At 62.8% G+C, this 16,242-nt stretch carries 15 protein-coding genes; 8 read left to right on the forward strand and 7 right to left on the reverse strand.

What is annotated here, in order from left to right; translation table 11 throughout:
- Nucleotides 1–20: 20 nt before the first annotated feature.
- Both EK373_RS15260 and EK373_RS15265 read right to left on the reverse strand, forming a co-directional pair.
- Nucleotides 21–794, reverse strand: coding sequence for a helix-turn-helix domain-containing protein (locus EK373_RS15260; RefSeq protein WP_129644390.1), 774 nt, complete (start codon nucleotides 792–794; stop codon nucleotides 21–23).
- Between the two features lie 10 nt (nucleotides 795–804).
- Nucleotides 805–3,081 (reverse strand): ATP-dependent DNA helicase, encoded by a 2,277-nt coding sequence (locus EK373_RS15265; RefSeq protein ID WP_129644392.1) that lies wholly within the window; start codon nucleotides 3,079–3,081, stop codon nucleotides 805–807.
- Nucleotides 3,082–3,209: 128 nt separating this feature from the next.
- Between EK373_RS15265 and EK373_RS15270 the strand changes: the two genes are divergently transcribed.
- The 6 genes from EK373_RS15270 (at nucleotide 3,210) to EK373_RS15295 (ending at nucleotide 10,371) form a co-directional block, all read left to right on the forward strand.
- Nucleotides 3,210–3,740, forward strand: a complete 531-nt coding sequence (locus EK373_RS15270; RefSeq protein ID WP_198683515.1) for a GNAT family N-acetyltransferase — start codon at nucleotides 3,210–3,212, stop codon at nucleotides 3,738–3,740.
- Nucleotides 3,737–4,624, forward strand: coding sequence for a DMT family transporter (locus tag EK373_RS15275; protein ID WP_129644394.1), 888 nt, complete (start codon nucleotides 3,737–3,739; stop codon nucleotides 4,622–4,624). Before EK373_RS15270 ends, EK373_RS15275 begins: the two co-directional genes overlap by 4 nt.
- A gap of 110 nt (nucleotides 4,625–4,734) precedes the next feature.
- A complete protein-coding gene (locus EK373_RS15280) occupies nucleotides 4,735–7,833 on the forward strand; it encodes a response regulator (protein WP_129644396.1) in 3,099 nt (1,032 codons plus the stop codon).
- Nucleotides 7,830–8,651 (forward strand): CheR family methyltransferase, encoded by an 822-nt coding sequence (locus tag EK373_RS15285; protein WP_232831122.1) that lies wholly within the window; start codon nucleotides 7,830–7,832, stop codon nucleotides 8,649–8,651. The genes EK373_RS15280 and EK373_RS15285 overlap by 4 nt, the downstream gene beginning before the upstream one ends.
- Nucleotides 8,651–9,226: a chemotaxis protein CheB gene (locus tag EK373_RS15290; protein WP_129644400.1), complete on the forward strand. Its 576-nt coding sequence runs from the start codon at nucleotides 8,651–8,653 to the stop codon at nucleotides 9,224–9,226. The genes EK373_RS15285 and EK373_RS15290 overlap by 1 nt, the downstream gene beginning before the upstream one ends.
- Nucleotides 9,223–10,371 carry a hybrid sensor histidine kinase/response regulator gene (locus EK373_RS15295; RefSeq protein ID WP_198683368.1) on the forward strand — a complete coding sequence of 383 codons (1,149 nt, stop codon included), beginning with the start codon at nucleotides 9,223–9,225 and terminating at the stop codon, nucleotides 10,369–10,371. Before EK373_RS15290 ends, EK373_RS15295 begins: the two co-directional genes overlap by 4 nt.
- On the opposite strand, the gene manD is transcribed toward EK373_RS15295, so the two are convergent.
- On the reverse strand, nucleotides 10,361–11,572 hold the full coding sequence (gene manD / locus EK373_RS15300; RefSeq protein ID WP_129644403.1) for a D-mannonate dehydratase ManD: 1,212 nt from the start codon (nucleotides 11,570–11,572) through the stop codon (nucleotides 10,361–10,363). The two genes, EK373_RS15295 and manD, sit on opposite strands and share 11 nt — an antisense overlap.
- A 113-nt stretch (nucleotides 11,573–11,685) precedes the next feature.
- On the reverse strand, nucleotides 11,686–12,435 hold the full coding sequence (locus tag EK373_RS15305; protein WP_129644405.1) for a FadR/GntR family transcriptional regulator: 750 nt from the start codon (nucleotides 12,433–12,435) through the stop codon (nucleotides 11,686–11,688).
- A gap of 229 nt (nucleotides 12,436–12,664) precedes the next feature.
- Here EK373_RS15305 and EK373_RS15310 point away from each other — a divergent pair, with 229 nt between their 5' ends.
- Complete coding sequence (locus EK373_RS15310) at nucleotides 12,665–13,363, forward strand: glutamine amidotransferase-related protein (protein ID WP_129644407.1); 699 nt, start codon at nucleotides 12,665–12,667, stop codon at nucleotides 13,361–13,363.
- Between the two features lie 32 nt (nucleotides 13,364–13,395).
- On the opposite strand, the gene EK373_RS15315 is transcribed toward EK373_RS15310, so the two are convergent.
- The 3 genes from EK373_RS15315 to EK373_RS15325 are packed head-to-tail and all read right to left on the reverse strand — an operon-like array spanning nucleotide 13,396 to nucleotide 15,759.
- A complete protein-coding gene (locus EK373_RS15315) occupies nucleotides 13,396–14,769 on the reverse strand; it encodes a sensor histidine kinase (protein ID WP_129644409.1) in 1,374 nt (457 codons plus the stop codon).
- A complete protein-coding gene (locus tag EK373_RS15320) occupies nucleotides 14,769–15,434 on the reverse strand; it encodes a response regulator transcription factor (protein ID WP_129644411.1) in 666 nt (221 codons plus the stop codon). Before EK373_RS15320 ends, EK373_RS15315 begins: the two co-directional genes overlap by 1 nt.
- Nucleotide 15,435: 1 nt before the next feature.
- Nucleotides 15,436–15,759: a PepSY domain-containing protein gene (locus tag EK373_RS15325; RefSeq protein ID WP_129644413.1), complete on the reverse strand. Its 324-nt coding sequence runs from the start codon at nucleotides 15,757–15,759 to the stop codon at nucleotides 15,436–15,438.
- A 158-nt stretch (nucleotides 15,760–15,917) separates the two neighbouring features.
- On the opposite strand from EK373_RS15325, the gene EK373_RS15330 reads away from it, so the two are divergent.
- The gene (locus EK373_RS15330; RefSeq protein WP_129644415.1) at nucleotides 15,918–16,241 is read left to right on the forward strand and encodes a PepSY domain-containing protein; all 324 of its coding nucleotides are present in this window, start codon (nucleotides 15,918–15,920) and stop codon (nucleotides 16,239–16,241) included.
- The last annotated feature ends 1 nt before the right edge of the window (nucleotide 16,242 follow it).

Raw genomic sequence — 16,242 nt, forward strand, 5'->3', positions numbered from 1 at the left:
AAGAAAGCGCGAGCATGCGCTCAACGGGGCGAGTGGTATTGAAAAAATGCGTCATCCGCGCGCAGCTGGCCGGGAGAGACGCCGGCGAGGCGGGTGAAGTCGCGAGTCATGTGAGCTTGATCGCAGTAGCCGGCGTCATGCGCCACCGCGGTCAAAGAGCGCGCAGCCGGGTGAACGATCAAGTCGGCTGCATGCCGGAGCCGCGAGATCATGCAGAAGAACTTCAGCGGCACGCCGACGGTCTGCAGGAACACCCGCTCCATCTGTCGACGGCTCTTGCCGAAGCGAGCAGCGACATCGTCGATCCTCGTGGCGCCATGGTGAGCTTCGATGTGCCGAACGACGCCATCGATATAACTTTCAAACGGCGGAGCGCGACACAGCGCTTCGAGCAGAATCTCATCGAGCTCATCGAACAACGCTTCGGTCGCAATGTGAGCGGCGACGCGCTCCGACGGAAATCGCATCAGCGACAGGAGATCTTCGCGGCCGTCCGTGATCTCCTGTGCAGCGGCGGAAATGAAGTGACGGCTTTGCCCCGGACGAAATCGGATGCCGAGGTAGTGAGTGCCGGCCGTGCAGCGAATCGCGGTGGGGCGCGTCGTGCTGCCATAGATCCAGGAGCGACAGTTGTTGGCAGTGACTTCGAGCACCAGATCCAGGCAGCCATCCGGCAGCGCCGCGTACACCGGCGATGCATTGTTGAGGCTGAGCCAGTATTGACTGACATAGCGCGCCAGCCCGGCCGCGGGTCGCCGAACGGTGAAGGTGCTGAGAGCGGGCGCCGTCGTCATGCAGTCAAGATTAAACCGCCCGGGTCTTCAACTTCCACCACTTCGGTAACAACTTCCTGACCTCACGGCGGCCGAAGCGATCGTCGATCAAATACACGATGCCGCGATCGTTGCGCGTCCGGATCACGCGCCCCGCGGCTTGAATGACCTTTTGCAAGCCGGGGTATAAATAGGTGTACGCGTAGCCGGCGTCGAACAACTCATCCATGCGCAGGCGCATCTGCTCGCTCACATCGTTGAGCTGAGGTAGCCCGAGTGTGGCGATGAACGCACCGATCATGCGCTCGCCCGGCAAATCGATGCCTTCGCCGAAGGCGCCGCCCAACACCGCGAGCGCGAGGCTGCGGCCGTCGGGGGCGAAGCCGTCGAGGAATTCTTTGCGCTCGGCCTCCGACATGTTTCGCACTTGCAGCCGGTTGGGAATATGGGGAGCGACTCGATCCAGCTCCTCGGCGATTCGCGCCAGGTAATCGAAACTGCTGGCGAATACCAGATAGTTGCCGGGCTGGCGTTCGAACTGCTGGACGATGAGCTCGACCATGGGCGCGATCGAATCGCCGCGGTGCTGATAGCGCGTGGAAATGTGCCGCACCAGCTGCACGTCGAGCTGATCCGGCGAGAACGGCGACTCCACATCCAACCAACGCGTGGTGTCGGGCAGGCCGAGCAAGTCCAGATAGAATTCTCGGGGCGAGAGCGTGGCCGAGAACAGCACGACGCAAGCGGTGTGAGCGAAGCGCAGTTTGAGGAAGGGCCCCGGCACGACGTTTCGGATCGTGAATGTCGCATGTTCGGGGTGCGTGATATCGAACAGCGAATGCTCGGCGAACTCCTCCGCCAGCCCGTTGAAGGCGAGGGCATCGAAGAACAACTTCTGCACGTGCTCCGGAAACAGCACTGCCTGATCGGCCAGCGCGCTTTGCTGGCTGATATAGGTGTCCAGCGCCTTCAGCAGCGACTTCGGCGGGACATCGTAAATCTGATACGGCGCCTGTTGGGCGTCTGCGATGCGCTGGAACTGAGTGCTGAGCCGTTGAATGGCGCCTCGGAGCAGCGGCGGCGATTCCTTTCTCGCTCGCCTCAGCGTCTCCGCATCGATGACCGCGGAATACATACGCCGTGCGCGCTCGATGAGATTGTGCGCCTCATCGACCAGCACGCCGACCCGCCACCCTTGCTCCTGCGCCAGGCCGTACAGGAATGCGCTTTGATCGAAGTAATAGTTGTAGTCGCCGATGATCACGTCGCTCCAGCGCGCCAGTTCCTGCGACAGGAAATAAGGGCACACGCCATGCTCGGTCGCGACGCTGCCGATGACCTTTTGAGTCATGGTGCCGCGATAGAGCGCTGCCGATCGCGCGCCGGGCAGGCGGTCGTAGAATTTCTTGGCAAGCGGGCAGGAATCGCCGTGGCACGCCGAGTCCGGATATTTGCAGACCTTTTCGCGCGCCGTGATTTCCAGAACACGCAGCTTGAGATCGGGCGGCGTCAATGCCTTCAATGCGTCGAGCGCCAGCTGACGCCCGGTGGTCTTCGCCGTGAGATAAAAGATCCGATCGATCTTCTGCGCGCCCATGGCTTTGAGCATGGGGAACAGCGTGCCCATCGTCTTGCCCACGCCGGTGGGCGCTTGAGCGAGCAAATGCTCGCCCATCGCAGCGACCCGATAAACCGTCTCGGCGAGCTGACGTTGCGCCGGATAGAAATCGTATGGAAAGCTCAGCGCCAGCAGGGCTCGATCGCGCGCCTGGCGATGCTCCAGCTCGGCGCGGCCCCAGCTGGCGTATCGGGCGCAATGCTCAGTAAAGAAAGCTTGCAGCTCCTCGGCGCTGAAATCTTCCGCCACCACTGTCTCGTGCTCGGTGTCCACATCGAAGTAGACGAGAGCGACACGGAGCTCTCGCAGCTCCTGCTTTCGACACAGCATGGCGCCATACATTTTCGCTTGAGCCCAGTGCAGCGCGCGGTGATTGTCGGGCATGCGGGCGAGATCGCCGCGATAGGTCTTGCACTCGTCGAGACGGCGCGTTTTGCTGTCATAACCATCCGCGCGTCCTCGCACCTGCAAGCCATCGTGCGTGCCTTCGAGCGTCACTTCGGTTTGATAATCGCGACCCCGACGGTTCGCGACGACGACGTGGCCGGCGATACCTTCGCGGGCGCTCGGTGCTGGCGTGAAGCGCAAGTCCAGATCGCCGCGCTTGGCTGTGAACTGGCACAACACTCGCACGGCTACCGACAGGTTCGCGGAAGCCGTGACAGAAATGGGTGGCGCGGACGTCGGCATGGGGGTGCTGCAGAGCTGAGGATATATACAGTACCATTCCTGCCCTGCGCCTGTGCCAGCCATTGAACACATTTCCGCGCCTGTATATCTTTTTCGCACTCGCAGGCGGCGCCTGCAAAGGACTCCTCGTGCCGGATGGCATCCAGATTCGTCGCCTGCAAGTCATAGGCGAACGGGAAATCAAAGGCTTGAGCGAAGTGTTGATCGATTGCGTCGAAGGCGGCGCGTCGGTCAGCTTCATGTTGCCCATGACGCTAGAGAAGGCGCGGGCGTTCTGGGAAAAGGCGGCAGAAAGCGCGCGGCGCGGCGAGCGATTGATCTTCGTGGCCGAAGACGGTTCAGGCGCCATCGTCGGCACGGTGCAGGTCGTGTTCGACCTGCCGGAGAACCAGCCGCATCGAGGCGACGTGTCGAAAATGTTGGTGCATCGGCAAGCGCGCCGGCTCGGTGTTGGTGCGGCGTTGATGACCGCTGCCGAACAAGGAGCATTGAGTGCCGGAAAAACGGTGCTCGTGCTCGACACCGCCAGTGACGACGCCGAGCGCCTGTATCGACGCCAGGGCTGGCAGTACTGCGGCACCATCCCGGACTACGCACTCATGCCCGACGGGGCGTACTGCGCCACGCATTTCTTCTACAAAATGTTGAAACCTTCATGAGCGAATCGCGCCGCTCGCTGGCGCTGATCATGCTGGTGGCGACGATGGTGGTCTGGGGCAGCACCTTCGTCATCACCAAGGCCGCCGCCAAAGACATCGCGCCGATGATGCTGGCGACCTTGCGTTTTCTCACCGCCGCGATCGTGTTGCTGCCGTATGCGTGGCTGAAAGGCAATTGGCGATCGTTGCCGAAGCCCATGCCCTGGGGCGCGCTGCTCGGCATGGCGCTGACCGGCATTGCCACCTTCACCATCGCATTCAACTACGCATTGGTGTATGGCTCCGCGTCGCAGGGCGCCCTGATATACGCGTTAGTGCCAGCGGCGGTCGCCGTCGCTGCCGTGATGTTTCTGAAGGAGCGAATGTCGAAGCGCCGGATCGCCGGGATCGTGCTGTCCATCGTCGGCGTCGGCTTGGTCGCGCTCGGCGCTGAGTCCGACAACTCGTCGCCGCAGCCCTTGCTCGGCGCGGTCTGGATGATCGGTGCGGTGTTGTCCTGGGCCGCGTACACGATATTCGCCAAGCGTCTGGCGGATGTGGATCAGGCGGTAACCATTGCCCTGGTGTCAGTGTTCGGCACGCTGATGCTCGTGCCGCTCGCGGCGATAGAGTTGGCTCACGCACCTTGGCAAGCGCCGTCCACGCAGGCGTGGTTGGGTGTCATTTTCCTGGGCGTCGCGGCTTCGGCGCTGGCTTACATCGCTTATGGCTACGCGCTGCGCGAGCTGGAAGCCAATCTGGTCGGTGCCTTCATCAATCTGGATCCGCTGGTCGGCGTGCTCACCGCCGTGCTGTTTCTCGGCGAGATCCTGCACTCCGGTCAAATGCTTGGCGGTGTGATCGCGCTAGCTGGCATGTGGCTGGCGTCGAGCGGGGAAAATTGAGCCCGTAGGGAACTTTCGCGCGGCTCTGTTCGTTGTCCGCGACATGCCAAATACTAAGTCGCGGCCAGATTCCTGAAGCCCCGACACGGCCAGCGGAATCCAGCAGCGACATGCGTAAACGTTTCGAGAAAGAGACGCACAACGGTTGGTACTTGTTCATCGCCGCGAGCATGCTCGCGATCTTCGTGGTGGACCTGCAGACCCGCGTCGGCGTGGCAACGTGGCTGTTCTATCTCATTCCATTGGGCGCCTCGATTTTTCTGACCCGACCTGGCGCGCCCATTGCGGTGGCGGGCCTGTCGACCCTGCTGATCATCATCGATTTCCAGTTTTCGCCGGAGGGCACATCGCCGAGCATCGCGATGCTGAACCGCGCCTTCGCGACGGTCGTAATCTGGGCGTTCGCCTTCCAGACCCGCATGAGCATCATGTCGCGTCAGTCATTGCGCAAGCAGGACTGGATGCGCACGGCCGAATCTACACTCTCGCAGCGCCTGCTCGGCGAGCTGACGCTGACCGATGTGGGCGAGCGGATCGCCACGTTCGTCAGCGAGTATCTGGGCGCGAGCGTCGGCGCCCTATATGCGCGTCAGGATTCGGCCGGTGCGGTATTCATCGGCGGCTATGCAGTGCCGGCGGAGCATCCGGCTCGCGTCAGCATTGCCGCTGACGATGGCCTGGTCGGCCAGGTGCTCAAGGACCGCAAGATCATCCATTTGAAGTCCGTGCCTGCGGGCGAGCTCGAGATCAGCGGTGCGCTCGGCACGATCCGGCCCAGGACCCTTATCGTCAGTCCCGTGGTCGCCGATGGCCAGGCGCTCGGCGTGCTGGAGCTCGGTTTTGTCGAAGCCCTCGGTCAAGGCGATCTGGAGCTGCTGGAGTTGTTGAGCGAGCCGATGGGCGTCGCGATTCGTACGGCTCGTCTGCGCAGCGAGCGTGAAGAGTTGCTGCGTGCGACGCAGGCGCAGGCCGAAGAGCTGCAGACCCAGCAGGAAGAGCTGCGCGTCAGCAATGAAGAGCTCGAACAGCAGAGCAATATGCTTCGCGACAGCCAGGCGCGTCTGGAAACCCAGCAGGCGGAGCTGGAGCAGACCAATGTTCAGCTGGAAGAACACATGCAGATGCTCGCGCATCAGAACGACGATCTGGATGTCGCGCGTCGCGAGCTGGTTGCCAAGGCCGCAGAGCTGGAGCGCTCGAATCAGTTCAAGTCCGAATTCCTCGCCAACATGTCGCACGAGCTGCGCACGCCGCTCAACAGCTCGCTGATTCTCGCGAAACTGCTGGCCGACAATGCCCCCGGCAATCTCACCGAGGAGCAGGTGAAGTTTGCCCGGAACATCTACTCGGCCGGCAATGACCTGCTGGAGCTGATCAACGACATTCTCGACCTGTCGAAGATCGAAGCGCGCCAGATCGACCTGAAGCGCGAGACCATCGGGCTGCGGTCATTGCTCGACAACATGAATCAGATGTTCCGTCCCATGGCGACCCAGAAGCGTGTGGAGCTGGAACTGACGATGGCGCCGGATGCGCCGCCGGAGCTGGAAACGGACTCGCAGCGCCTGCGCCAGATCCTGCGCAATCTGCTGTCGAACGCGTTGAAGTTCACCGTGCAGGGCAAGGTCTCGCTCAGGATCTTCACGCGTGCAGGCAGCGGCGACATCGCGTTCGCCGTCGAGGACACCGGCATCGGCATCCCGCCGGACAAACAGGAGATCATTTTCGAGCCGTTCCGCCAGGCCGACGGCACCACCAACCGCCGCTTCGGCGGCACCGGCCTGGGCCTGTCGATCTCGCGCGAACTGGCGGCGATGCTCGGCGGTCAGATCGAATTGCACAGCGAGTTGGGCCGGGGGAGCACGTTCACGCTCGTGCTCCCCCGCAGCATGCCGGCGCAGGAAGAAAAGGCGGAGCGCGCTGTTCCGCCGCCGCCAGTCAGCGCACCCGTGCGCAGTCGTGAGCGCAAACTCACCGAGCGAGCAACGGAGCCTGCCCCCTCGCTTGCCAATGGCTCGCGCCTGTTGCTCATCGTCGAGGACGACGAGACGTTCGCGCAGACGATCGCCACGCTCGCATCGGGTTTGCAATTCGAGTGCATGGTCGCGCACACGGCCGACGAAGGTATCGAGATGGCGTTGAAGCATCGGCCGACGGCGATCGTGCTCGATATTCGCCTGCCGGATCACACCGGCCTGACCGTGCTCGACCGTTTGAAGCACGACCCGGCGACCCGGCACATTCCGGTGCAGGTCATCTCGGGTCACGACTACACACATGTCGCGCTGGAGATGGGCGCCGCCAATGTGCTGCGCAAGCCGGTGGAGCGCGAGCAACTGCTGGGCTCGCTCACCACTCTGGCGAGCAAGGCTAACGACGCCGCCACGCGCGCCGTGCTCATCGTCGAAGACAACGCCATGCAGCGTGACAGCATCGAGCACCTGTTGCGGTCCGAGCAGGTGCAGACAGTTGCAGTTGCTTCGGCGGCGGATGCGCTGGAAAAGCTGCGCTCCTCGACCTTCGACTGCATGGTGCTCGACCTGGCGCTGCCGGATGCGTCGGGCTATGAGCTGCTGGAGAAGATGGCTACCGACGAGGCGTATTCGTTCCCGCCGGTGATCGTTTACACGGGCCGCACCCTGTCCGCGGACGAAGAGCAGCAGCTGCGCCGTTACTCCAAGTCCATCATCATCAAGGGCACGCGCTCACCCGAGCGATTGCTCGATGAAGTGACCTTGTTCCTGCACCGGGTCGAAGCGTCGCTGCCGGCGGAACAGCAGCGCATGTTGCGAGTGGCGCGCAGTCGCGAGTCCATATTCGAGAAGCGCCGCATCCTTCTGGTGGAGGACGACGTACGCAACGTGTTCGCGATCACGCGAGTGCTCGAACCGCATGGCGCGATCCTGGAAATCGCACGCAACGGCCGCGAAGCGCTCGAGGTGCTGGCGCGCAGCCCGGAGATCGAGCTGGTGTTGATGGATATCATGATGCCGGAGATGGACGGCTTCGAAGCGACCCGGGCGATTCGCGCCGAGCGTCGCTGGGCGAACCTGCCCATCATTGCGCTCACCGCCAAGGCCATGCCGGATGACCGGCAGAAATGTTTGCAGGCCGGCGCCAACGACTACATCACCAAGCCCATCGACATCGAAAAGCTGTTGTCGCTGCTGCGTATCTGGATGCCGGTGCGGCGAGGAGCGCCGCGTTGAGGCTGGATATCTCAGATGCCGAGATTCGCCAGCTGCTGGAAACGCTGTACCAGCGGTATCACTATGATTTTCGCCAATACGCGCCGGCTTCGTTGAAGCGCCGGCTGCTGCAGGCCCTGACACACTTCCATTGCCAGACGCTGGCGCAGTTGCAGGAGCGCGTATTGAGCGATGAGAGCGTGTTCCCGCGCCTGCTCGAATACCTGACGGTTCAGGTCAGCGATCTGTTTCGCGATCCAGAGTTTTTCCTGGCCGTGCGCACCCAGGCCGTTCCGTTGCTGGCGACTTATCCGTCGCTCAAATTGTGGGTCGCGGGCTGCAGCACGGGTGAAGAGGCTTACTCGTACGCGATTCTGTTAGCCGAAGAGGGACTGCTGGATCGCACGCGCATCTACGCCACTGACATCAACGATGGCAGCCTGCGCAAGGCGCAGCAAGGTGTGTACTCGCTCGATCGGATGAAGCAGTTCACGTTGAACCATCGCACGGCGGGCGGGCACGGCTCGCTGTCCGACTATTATCATGCGTCCAAAGACAGCGCCGTGATGTCGCCGACGCTGAAACAGCACATCACATTCGCGGACCACAGCCTCGCGACCGACAGCATTTTTTCCGAAGTGCAGCTGGTGTCGTGTCGCAATGTGCTCATCTACTTCGACAAGGCTTTGCAGGATCGCGCGCTCGGGCTGTTCAGCGATGCGCTGTGTCGGCGCGGATTCCTGTGTCTCGGCACGAAGGAGTCGGTGCGCTTCTCGGCTTACGCACAGCGCTTTCAGGAGGTCAGCGGCGAGCAGAAGATCTACCGGAGGGTGGATTGATGCCCGTGCCGCGTGCCGTCGTCATCGGAGGCTCGGCGGGCGCGCTCGAAGTGTTGCGGATGATAGTGCGAGAACTGCCGCAGTCGTTGTCCTGCCCGGTAGTAATCGTCATTCATCTGCCTTCACATTCCAGCGGCCTCGCCGAGTTGCTGGGCGTCGATACGCCGCTGACAGTCAAGCAGGCCGAAGACAAAGAGCCCATGGTCGCGGGCACGATTTATATCGCGCCGCCCAGTTATCACTTGCTGGTCGAGGCGCAACGCAGTTTCGCGCTCTCGGTCGATCCGCCGGTGCACTTTTCCCGGCCTTCCATCGACGTGCTGTTCGAGACGGCGAGCGATGTATATGGGGCGGGCCTCATCGGAGTTTTATTGAGCGGCGCCAGTGAAGATGGCGCCGCTGGATTGCAGGAGATTCACGCGGCCGGCGGCACGACCATCGTGCAGTCGCCGCTTTCGGCCGAAGTCGCCATCATGCCGGCGGCGGCGCTGGCCTTGTTCGAGCCCACTTACGTATGGTCGCCCAACGACATAGCCTCCGGTTTGATGAGCCTCGTGAGCGGGAGGTCCCCATGACCGAGCGTTCGCGCATTCTGGTGGTCGATGACATCGAGGAAAATCTGGTCGCACTCGAAGCGCTGCTGCGCCGGGACGATGCGGACATAGTCACCGCGCGCTCGGGGAACGAGGCGTTGGAGCTGGTCCTGCAACACGAGTTTGCGCTGGCGTTCGTCGACGTGCAGATGCCGGAGATGAATGGCTTCGAGCTGGCCGAATACATGCGCGGCGCCGAGCGCTCCAAATACATTCCGATCATCTTTTTGACCGCGGGCACTGGCGAGGCGAACCGGGTGTTTCGCGGTTACGAATCGGGCGCGGTGGATTTTCTGTTCAAGCCGGTCGACCCGAACATCCTGCGTCACAAAACCGAGACCTTCATCCGGCTGGATCAACAACGCAAGAAACTGGCGGAGCAATATCTGCAGCTGCGGGAAAGCGAAGCGCTGCTGCGCGATGCGGTGCAGGCGCGCGAAGATGTGCTGGCGGTCGTCTCGCATGACATTCGCAACTTTCTACAGGCGATCAAGAGTGGCGTGCAAATGCTCAACAAGCCGCCGGAGAAGCTCGGCGCCGACGCCAGGGCCGCGATTCATGGACGGCTATCGAGCACGGTCGATCTGATGAGCCGCGTGATCGCGGATCTGCTCGACATGGCGAGCATTCGTTCCGGGCGCATCGAAGTGAAGCCGCGACCGGAGATCGCCGCGCAGCTGGTGAATGAAGCCATCGCCGTGCACGAGCCGTTGGCTCAACAGAAAGGTATTCGCCTGACGGCAGAATGTGACGCGGTGGCGGCCGTCGTGCTCTGCGACCGTGAGCGCGTGCTGCAGGTGTTCTCGAATCTGCTGGGCAACGCGATCAAGTTCTGTCGGCGCAGCGATCAGATCCGCATCAGTCTGCACAGGGTCGAGGATCACATCCAGGCATCGGTCGTCGACACCGGCCCGGGCATTGCCAGCGAGGACTTGCCGCTGGTGTTCGACGCTTATTTCTCGGGCGCCGAGAACCGGCGCACCGGCACCGGCCTTGGCTTGTACATCACCAAACGCATCGTCGAAGCGCACGACGGACGCATCTGGATCGAGAGCGAAACGGGCAAGGGCACGGCAGTGCACTTCACACTGCCGCTGCCGAAGCCGGCAGAGGGCGCTACCAGTTGAACAGCGTGCCGTCCTCGAGACGGTTCACTGGCAGGCTCGCCGGCCGATAGGGATATTTCGCGGCCAGCGCTTCGTCGATGTCCACGCCGTGCCCCGGCGCTTCGCCCGGGTGCAGTTCGCCATTCGAGAACGTGTACGCGTGCGGGAACACTGCATCGGTTTCGTCGGTGTGGCGCATGTATTCCTGAATGCCGAAGTTCGGCACCCATAGATCGAAGTGCAGGGCGGCACCCATGCAGACGGGCGACAGATCGGTCGCGCCGTGGAAACCGGTTCTCACATTGTTCAGCTCGGCGAGGTGCGCGATCCGGCGCACGTGACTGATGCCGCCGGCGTGCACGATGGTCGTGCGGATGTAGTCGATCAATTGTTCGTCGAGCAACTGCTTTGCGTCCCACACCGAGTTGAACACTTCGCCGACCGCCAGCGGCGTCGTGGTGTGCTGGCGAATCGTGCGGAAGCCCGCCTGGTTTTCAGCGGGCGTGGCGTCCTCGAGCCAGAACGGACGGAACGGTTCGAGATCCTTGCCGAGCCGACCGGCTTCGAGCGGCGTCAGGCGATGGTGCACGTCGTGCAGCAGGTGCACGTCCCAGCCGAGCGTCTCGCGAGCGGCGGCAAACAACTTCGGCACGGTCGGCAGGTATTTGATCGTCGACCAGACATTTTCGGTGGGCTTCGCGGCGTCGGCCGGCTCGTAATAGAGCTTGTCCTTGGACACGCCATAGGTCGACGCCAGGCCGGGCACGCCGCTCTGCAAGCGGATCGCCTTGTAGCCCATCTCCTTGTACTTCTTCGCCTGCGCGATGGTCTCGTCGAGGTCTTTGCCATTGGCGTGGCCGTACACCATGACGCCCGTGCGGCTCGCGCCGCCGAGCAGGTCGTACAGCGGCATGTTGGCGTTCTTCGCCTTGATGTCCCACAACGCAACGTCGACGGCCGCGATCGCAGTCATGGTGACCGGGCCTCGACGCCAATAGGCGCCGCGGTAGAAGAACTGCCAGATGTCTTCGATCTGCCGCGCGTCGCGGCCGATCAAACACGGAACCACATGGTCCGTGAGATAGCTGGCCACCGCGAGCTCACGGCCGTTCAGGGTCGCATCGCCCAGGCCGTACACGCCGCTCTTGGTGGTGATCTTGAGGGTGACGAAGTTGCGGCCCGGGCAGGTGATGATGACGCGGGCATCGACGATGGTATGCATGGGTCAGATCGCAAAGTCGGAGGGTATACTGGTCATGCCACTCTGGCCTGACCAATTGCGGATGTCAACGATTGCCATCCAGGTTTGTGGCGCGAGGCCCCGCCGGGTCGGAGCTACTTGCTGGCGGCGTATCGCTTGCGCTGCTCGGCGATTTGCTGACGGGCGCGCTCCAGCTCCTGGACCTCGGTGGCCTTGAGCAGGGCATCGATCACGCGGGTCAAATGGTCGCGCATCGCCTCTCGGGCGCCATCGGCGTCCCGTTGGCGAAGCGCTTTGAGAATCGCGGTGTGCTCGTCGATGCGAGGCTTGACCCCGGTCGCCCGCACCTTGGTGCTGAGCGAGCGGCTTTGCGGTGAGCGGGTGCGCGCATCCCAGAGCATTTTCACGGCGGCAATGATGCCGCTGTTCTGAGTGGCGGCCGCGATGACCTCGTGAAAGCGCCGGTCGGCGTCTTCGCTCAGCATCACGTCATGCTCATTTTCCGTGCGCATTTCGTTGAGCAGCGCCGCCAGTTCGGCGAGTTGGGAATCGTCGATGCGAGCGGCCGCAAGCGCGCATGCCTCGCCTTCGATGGAGCGCCGGGCCTCGAGCAATTCGAACGGGCCGATGTCGGTCGCGCCGGCTTTGCCGCCCGGCGGTTCGGTGTTGATGACATACACGCCCGAGCCGACGCGCACTTCGACGAGGCGATCCAGTTCCAGCGCAATGATTGCTTCGCGAATCGTCGGGCGCGACACCGAGAAGTTCTGCGCCAGCTCCCGCTCGGAGGGCAAGCGCTGGCCGACCTTGTAATCGCCCTGTGCAATGCCGCTCGCCAGCTTCTGCGCGATGCGCTCGTACAGTCGCTGTGTATCTGCGGCCATTGGGGAATCGTGGGTCGGTGGCGGAGGGGCTCGCATTATTGCTGGCTTGACCAATTGTCACAAGCCGCCGACCGGAAAATTCAGCTCCAACGGTTGAGCTGCTGGAGGCCCGTGGCGGCTTGTTATGACTGCTGGTCGGGCCAGTGACAGAGATTGGTAAGGCCAATTTGCTAGGGCCCCGCGTGCGGCATTGCTATGCTATGCGCCATCGTTCCTTGCTGAGATCGCGATGGACCTGGGCATCCTGGAGACCGGCGCACCGCCGGCGGATCTGAAGAATCGTTTTGGCTCGTATGGCGACATGTTCCGGCAGATGCTGGGCCCGGACTATCGCTATTCCTATTACGACGTGCGCAGCGGGCAGCTGCCCGGGCAGGTCGACCGTCACGATGCGTATCTCATCAGCGGCTCCGCTTCGGGTGTGTATGACGCAGATGCGTGGATCGAGCCGCTGAAGCAATTCATTCAGCAGTCCTCCGGTCGCACGGCCATGGTCGGCATTTGTTTCGGGCACCAGGTCATGGCGGAGGCGTACGGCGGCCGCGTCGCCAAATCGCCGAAAGGGTGGGGCGTCGGCCTGCACAGCTATGACATCAAGCGGCGCGCCGACTGGATGAATTCGGATCCCGAGCTGCAGCTGAGCATTCCGGTGTCGCACCAGGACCAGATCATCGAGCTGCCTGCGGATGCGAAGGTGCTCGCGGCCAGCGAGTTCACGCCCTATGCCGTGCTCGAGTATCCGGAGCGGCGAGCGATTTCATTTCAAGGTCATCCGGAGTTTTCGCCGGAGTATGCGACGGCTTTGATCGATCTGCGGCGAGGGACGAGGTATCAGCAGGAGTTCGCGGATGCGGCGGCGGCTTCGTTGCAGAAGCCGAATGATGCGCGGCGTGTCGCTGAATGGATTCGCAATTTTCTTTCTCGGTAGGAGCCCACCCGCCCGCCGACGTGTTATCAGGGCTATCGCCGTTCGTACCCGGCGCTCGCCGGAAGATGTGGCGCTGGCCACGCGACTGTTACTTTCAAACCACCGAGCTCTGAGCGCAGCAGTGTGATGGCGCCGCGTGTGGCGTCTACCAGATCGTTCGCAATGGCGAGCCCAAGGCCGTGACCCGAGCCAGCTTCGTCGAGTCGTCCACCGCGCATCAGTGCCTCGGCGATCTTTTCCGATTCGATGCCGGGGCCGTCGTCTTCCACCGAGAACGAGCCGCCTTCGATGGCTTGTCCGGTAATGCGAACGCGTCGGCGGGCATAGCGCGCGGCGTTCTCGATCAGGGCGCCTGCGATCTCGAGCAGATCTTCGCCGGCGACGGGTAAGTGCAGGTCCTCGGGAATGTTGACCTCGAATACCAGCTTCGCGCCGAACTCCGTCTTTTCCACCACGCCGACGAGCGATTCGATCGGCGGCAGCGCGACCGTAGTATCGCCGCTCGGAGCGGCGCGAATAGCTGCGGCCCGGCTGCGAGCCAGCTCGCCTTCGATGGCGGAGGTTGCGGCCGCGATAGCCTGATCCAAGCCGTCAGCGGCTTCCGTCGCGCCTGCCTCGCGAGCTCGACGACTCTGCGCCGACAGCGCAGCGAGCGGTGTTTTCAATCCATGGGCGAGATCGGCAGCGCGACGGCGTGCACGACTCAAATCTTTTTCGCGAGCGTCCGCCAGCTCGTTGATTGCCAGTGTAAGCGGCTCGATCTCGGTGACGTGCGCGGCGACGATGCGCTCGCGCGGGTTGCGCTTCAATGTTTCTACTTCGTTGCGTACGTGACGCAACGGTCGCAGGCCCAGTTCGACTTGCACCCAAGCCGCGGCGGACAAGATGAACCAGAGGATCGCGAGGAACAGCGCCAGCTCCTCGCCAAACTCCTCCCGCGCTTCGTGCAGGGATCTCTGCTCGTGCGCTAATTGGATCAATACATCGGCGCCCGCCCGCTCCGGGCGGATGAAGCGTTCGACCAGCAGCACCAGCTGGTCGAACGGCCCATCGAGGGTGCGGCTCTTCCACTCCAATGAATCGACATTCCTGGGCTCGGGCAGATGCTGATCCCAAAGAGATCGCGAATTCAACGCGCCTTGCGGCGTCGAGACCTGCCAATACAGGCCGCTGGCGGGCTCGAAGAAACGGGCATCGCCTGGCTCGTGCTCGAGTGCTGGCGTGCCATCATTCGCAATTGAGAGTGCAGCCGCGAGTTGCAGGCCGTCACGGATCAAGTCGGCTTCGATGCGGCGCTCGACATGACGCTCGAACAACAGCGTCATGGCCACCCAGGCGGCAGCCAGGGCAAGGAAGATTGCGATTGCGGCGCCCAGCAACAGCCGAACGCGCAGGGATCGCGGCATCACCCACCATCACCCGCGAGCAAATATCCAAAGCCGCGGCGGGTTTCGATCACCTGCGGGCCGATCTTGCGTCGCAGCCGCACGACCAGCGCTTCGATGGCATTGGAGTCGCCGGGATCGTCCGCGCCATACAAATGTTCCGCGAGCTCGCCGGCCGAAACGGCGCGGCCGCTTTGATGAGCGAGATAGTCGAGGAAACGAAATTCCAATTGCGACAGTCGCAGCGGACGGCCGCCGAACGTCGCCGACATGCGATGGGTGTCGAGCACGAGCTCGCCGACCTCGATGGTCGAAGAGGCTCGGCCGGCGGCGCGCCGGACCAGGCCGCGGATGCGGGCAATCAGCTCGCCCATTTCGAACGGCTTGCCGAGATAGTCGTCGGCGCCGGCTTCGATGCCCGCGACTTTTTCGGTCCAGTCGTTGCGGGCCGAGAGAATCAACACAGGAAATGTTCGCTGCGCACTGCGCCAGCGCTTCAGCACCGACAAACCGTCGATGCGAGGCAAGCCGAGATCCAGCACTGCGACGTCGTAATCCTCGACGCTGCCTTTGTACCAGGCGTCTTCGCCTTCGGCGGCGATGTCCACGACGAAGCCGGCGCCGGACAGCGCCTGCGCCACGTCCTGCGCGACTGCCGCTTCGTCTTCGATCACCAGGGCTCGCAAATCAATCGTCCTCGATCTTGATCACGTTGCCGGTGCGGGCATCTATTTTCACTTCGCGCACACGGCCGTTGCCAGTGAGTATTTTTATTTCGTAGATCAGCCCGATTTTCTCTTCTTCCAGCTCCACCTCGATCACGTCGCCGGGCACCTGCTGATTGGCGATCGCCAGGATCTTGACCAGCGGCAGCACTTCGCCGCGCTGTAGGGCTTCGCGCACCACGGTGTGCTCTTTCTTCCGGTCTTTTTTGTCGGCCAGTCCGGGAGACACGCCCAGCGACAGCGTGCTGAGCAGCAGGACAAGGGCCACTGCAAATCTGGATTTCATGGCTTTACTGTGACTGCCAGGCGCTGACGCCAAGCTGACGAGGGCTGACGGCCTGGCGTCAGCATGCCCTGCGTAGAGTGGCTCGCCATGGCAGCCGATGCTTTGCTTTGTCGAAGCGGGCCGCCGATTTGCAGGCAGTTTTACACAGGAGAAGAGACATGACTATTGGCACGAGCGGCGTCCGCGCCGTGATGCTGGCGACAGTGGTGACGTTGACGGCCGCGGCAGGCGCATCGGCCTGGGCCCAGAACCCGCCCGAGTTCGCCGTCCAGGTGCCCGCCAATGCGCTGAGCGTGGGCGAAATCGAGAGCCGTCTCACTGCCCAGGGCATCAAGGTCAAGGAGATCAAGGTGCGCGATCTGCTCGCCGAGGTCGAGGGCTACGACGCGCAGGGCCGCGAGATCGAGTTGATGATCGATCGCCGCAATGGCGAGACGCTGTCACACGAATATGACGACGACGATCGCAAGAAGCGCAAGTAAC

It is taken from the genome of Peristeroidobacter agariperforans, from assembly GCF_004138335.1.
GTDB lineage: Bacteria > Pseudomonadota > Gammaproteobacteria > Steroidobacterales > Steroidobacteraceae > Steroidobacter > Steroidobacter agariperforans.

Coding starts and splice junctions, on each gene's coding strand:
- EK373_RS15260 (WP_129644390.1), bottom strand. CDS start 794: ATGACGACGGCGCCCGCTCTCAGCACCTTCACCGTTCGGCGACCCGCG.
- EK373_RS15265 (WP_129644392.1), bottom strand. CDS start 3,081: ATGCCGACGTCCGCGCCACCCATTTCTGTCACGGCTTCCGCGAACCTG.
- EK373_RS15275 (WP_129644394.1), top strand. CDS start 3,737: ATGAGCGAATCGCGCCGCTCGCTGGCGCTGATCATGCTGGTGGCGACG.
- EK373_RS15280 (WP_129644396.1), top strand. CDS start 4,735: ATGCGTAAACGTTTCGAGAAAGAGACGCACAACGGTTGGTACTTGTTC.
- EK373_RS15290 (WP_129644400.1), top strand. CDS start 8,651: ATGCCCGTGCCGCGTGCCGTCGTCATCGGAGGCTCGGCGGGCGCGCTC.
- EK373_RS15295 (WP_198683368.1), top strand. CDS start 9,223: ATGACCGAGCGTTCGCGCATTCTGGTGGTCGATGACATCGAGGAAAAT.
- manD (WP_129644403.1), bottom strand. CDS start 11,572: ATGCATACCATCGTCGATGCCCGCGTCATCATCACCTGCCCGGGCCGC.
- EK373_RS15305 (WP_129644405.1), bottom strand. CDS start 12,435: ATGGCCGCAGATACACAGCGACTGTACGAGCGCATCGCGCAGAAGCTG.
- EK373_RS15310 (WP_129644407.1), top strand. CDS start 12,665: ATGGACCTGGGCATCCTGGAGACCGGCGCACCGCCGGCGGATCTGAAG.
- EK373_RS15315 (WP_129644409.1), bottom strand. CDS start 14,769: ATGCCGCGATCCCTGCGCGTTCGGCTGTTGCTGGGCGCCGCAATCGCA.
- EK373_RS15325 (WP_129644413.1), bottom strand. CDS start 15,759: ATGAAATCCAGATTTGCAGTGGCCCTTGTCCTGCTGCTCAGCACGCTG.
- EK373_RS15330 (WP_129644415.1), top strand. CDS start 15,918: ATGACTATTGGCACGAGCGGCGTCCGCGCCGTGATGCTGGCGACAGTG.